Source organism: Xanthomonas sp. SHU 308 (assembly GCF_000364645.1).
GTDB lineage: Bacteria > Pseudomonadota > Gammaproteobacteria > Xanthomonadales > Xanthomonadaceae > Xanthomonas_A > Xanthomonas_A sontii.
This window is the reverse complement of record NZ_AQOK01000830.1, coordinates 1-2,632: the sequence shown is the minus strand read 5'-3', so window position 1 is coordinate 2,632 and position 2,632 is coordinate 1. Positions and strand designations below refer to the sequence as shown.

The window sequence follows — 2,632 nt, the reverse complement described above, 5'->3', positions numbered from 1 at the left end:
GCCCGCCCCGGCCGGTACGGCCGCCGGCGCGCAGCCGGCGCCTGTGACGCCGGCGCCGGGCGAGCAGCCCTGATGGCCACCGTCTGGGCCGTGGTCCCGGCGGCTGGCCGCGGCACCCGTTTCGGCAGCGCCACGCCCAAGCAGTACCTGCAGGCGGGCGGGCGCCCGTTGCTGGCGCATGCCTTGGAAGCGCTGCTGGCGCATCCGGCGGTGGCCGGGGCGATGGTGGCGCTGGGCGTTGACGATGCACAGTGGCCGGGTTGGACCGAACTGGCTGGCAAGCCGGTCCTGACCTGCCTGGGCGCCGGCAGCCGTGCCGGCTCGGTGCTGGCCGCGTTGCATGCCTTGCCGGAGTCGGTGAAGGCGGACGACTTCGTGCTGGTGCACGATGCGGCGCGGCCGAACCTGGCGCTGGCCGACCTGGACCGGCTGCTGGAGGCGGGGCGCGGCGATCCGGTCGGCGCGATCCTGGCTGCGCCGGTGCGCGACACGCTCAAGCGCGCCGGCGACGACGGCGGCATCGATGGCACCGAACCGCGCGAGCGCCTGTGGCGCGCGCTGACCCCGCAACTGTTCCGGCGCATGCAACTGAGCCGGGCCCTGGAGCAGGCCGCCGCGGCCGGCGTCGAGGTCACCGACGACGCGATGGCGATGGAGTTGCTGGGGCTGCGGCCGCTGCTGGTCGAGGGCGCCGAAGACAATTTCAAGGTCACCACACCGGCCGACCTGGCGCGTTTCGAGTTCGAACTGTTCCAGCGGCAGGGCGGCTGATGCGGTTCGAGGACGCGGTGGCGCACGCCTGGTTGCAGCAGGCCGCGAACGCTGCGATCGTGGTCGATGGCGACGACATCCAGCACGAGGCCAATGCCAACCTGTGGGCGTTCTCGCCGCGCGAGGATCACGCTGCGGGCATCGACGTGGCGAGCGTGGCGCGGTTCGTGGAGGCGGCCGCCGAAGATCGCCAGGCCACGCTGCGCGCGCAGGCGGCGCCGGCGATGACCTTCTACTGCTGGCACGATGGCCAAGCGCGGCAGTTGCGCTTCAGCCTGGTGTCGTCGGCGCACGGCCGTCTGCCGTTCCGCGTGCCGACCCGGCACACGCCGCTGCCGGCGCTGGTCGAACGCATCGTCCATGACGACTGGCTCAACCCGCAGTGGGGCGCAGCGGACGAACAAGAGGCCTTGCCGGCGTCCGAGCCGCTCCCGGTTTACGTGCGCACGCTGCACTCCAGCGTCTGATCGCCGGACGGCGTCGACGCTTCTACGAACAGGATTCCCATGTCACACGATTCCCTTTCCGTTCCTCCCTTCCGCATCGGCCAGGGCTACGACGTCCACGCCTTCGGCGAGGGCGACCACCTCATGCTCGGCGGCGTGCGCGTGGCGCACGAGCGCGGCGTGCTTGCCCACAGCGACGGCGACGTGGCGATCCACGCCCTGTGCGACGCCTTGCTCGGCGCGCTGGCGCTGGGCGACATCGGCCAGCATTTTCCCCCGTCCGATCCGCGCTGGAAGGGCGCCGACAGTGCGCAGTTTCTCGATCACTGCGTCGGCCTGCTGCACGCGCGCGGCTGGCGCCTGGGCAATGCCGACATCACCGTGATCTGCGAACGGCCCAAGGTCGGCCCGTATGCGCAGGCGATGCGCGAGCGCCTGGCGGCGCTGTTGCAGGTCGAACTGGACTGCGTGAGCGTCAAGGCCACCACCAGCGAGAAGCTCGGCTTCACCGGCCGCGGCGAAGGCATCGCGGCGCAGGCCGTGGCCCTGCTGGTGGCGCTGTGAGCGAGTTGCCGCGTGCGTTCGGCGCCGCGCCGTTGCAGGCGCGCATGCGCAGCACCGCCGAGGATTTCCAGGTCGACGAACTGCCCGCGTTCGCGCCCAGCGGCGAGGGCGAGCACCTGCTGCTGACCGTGCGCAAGCGCGGCATGAACACCGCCTTCGCCGCGCGCCGTCTGGCGCAGTGGGCCGGGGTGGCGGAGCTGGCGATCGGCTATGCCGGCATGAAGGACCGCCATGCGGTCACCACCCAGCGCTTCTCGGTGCATCTGCCCAAGCGCGTGGCGCCGGCGCTGGACAGCCTGCAGGACGCGGATCTGCAGGTGCTGGAAGCGCACTGGCACAACCGCAAGCTGCCGCGTGGCGCGCTGGCCGGCAACGGCTTCGTGCTGGTGTTGCGCGAGGTGCGCGGCGAGCGCGGCGCGATCGAGACGCGGCTGGCGCAGATCGCCGCGCGCGGCATTCCCAACTGGTTCGGCGAACAGCGCTTCGGCCGCGATGGCGGCAACGTCGGCGCCGCGCTGGCGATGTTCGGCGGCCGCCGAGTGCGCCGCGAGCAGCGCTCGCTGCTGCTGTCGGCGGCCCGTTCGGAGCTGTTCAACCGGGTGCTGGCCGCCCGCGTGGCTGCCGGCAACTGGGACAGCGCGCTGGACGGCGAAGTGTGGATGCTCGACGGCAGCCGCAGCGTGTTCGGTCCGGAGCCGTGGTCGGAGGCGCTGGCCGAGCGCCTGCAGCGCTTCGACATCCATCCGTCCGCGCCGCTGTGGGGCGCCGGCGAGCTGCGCAGCGCCGAGGCGGCGCGTGCGCTGGAACTGGCGGTGCTGGACGAGGCGGTCGCGCAGCGCCTGCGCGACGGC

Annotated in this window: 4 protein-coding genes; all 4 read left to right on the top strand. The window is 72.7% G+C overall.

Annotated elements, in window-relative coordinates; all coding sequences use genetic code 11:
* Window positions 1–69: 69 nt before the first annotated feature.
* Window positions 70–771, top strand: a complete 702-nt coding sequence (gene ispD / locus D588_RS0121750; RefSeq protein WP_026143983.1) for a 2-C-methyl-D-erythritol 4-phosphate cytidylyltransferase — start codon at window positions 70–72, stop codon at window positions 769–771.
* Window positions 771–1,238 (top strand): hypothetical protein, encoded by a 468-nt coding sequence (locus tag D588_RS25855; RefSeq protein ID WP_017917503.1) that lies wholly within the window; start codon window positions 771–773, stop codon window positions 1,236–1,238. The genes ispD and D588_RS25855 overlap by 1 nt, the downstream gene beginning before the upstream one ends.
* 39 nt (window positions 1,239–1,277) lie before the next feature.
* Entirely contained in the window at window positions 1,278–1,781 is a 504-nt protein-coding gene (gene ispF, locus D588_RS0121740) for a 2-C-methyl-D-erythritol 2,4-cyclodiphosphate synthase (protein ID WP_017917502.1), read from the top strand.
* A partial coding sequence (gene truD, locus D588_RS0121735; RefSeq protein WP_017917501.1) for a tRNA pseudouridine(13) synthase TruD occupies window positions 1,778–2,632 on the top strand: 855 nt, incomplete at its 3' end. The genes ispF and truD, both read left to right, overlap by 4 nt.

Excerpts from the sequence above, each read along its gene's own strand:
- D588_RS25855 (WP_017917503.1), top strand. The coding sequence starts at position 771 with ATGCGGTTCGAGGACGCGGTGGCGCACGCCTGGTTGCAGCAGGCCGCG.
- ispF (WP_017917502.1), top strand. The coding sequence starts at position 1,278 with ATGTCACACGATTCCCTTTCCGTTCCTCCCTTCCGCATCGGCCAGGGC.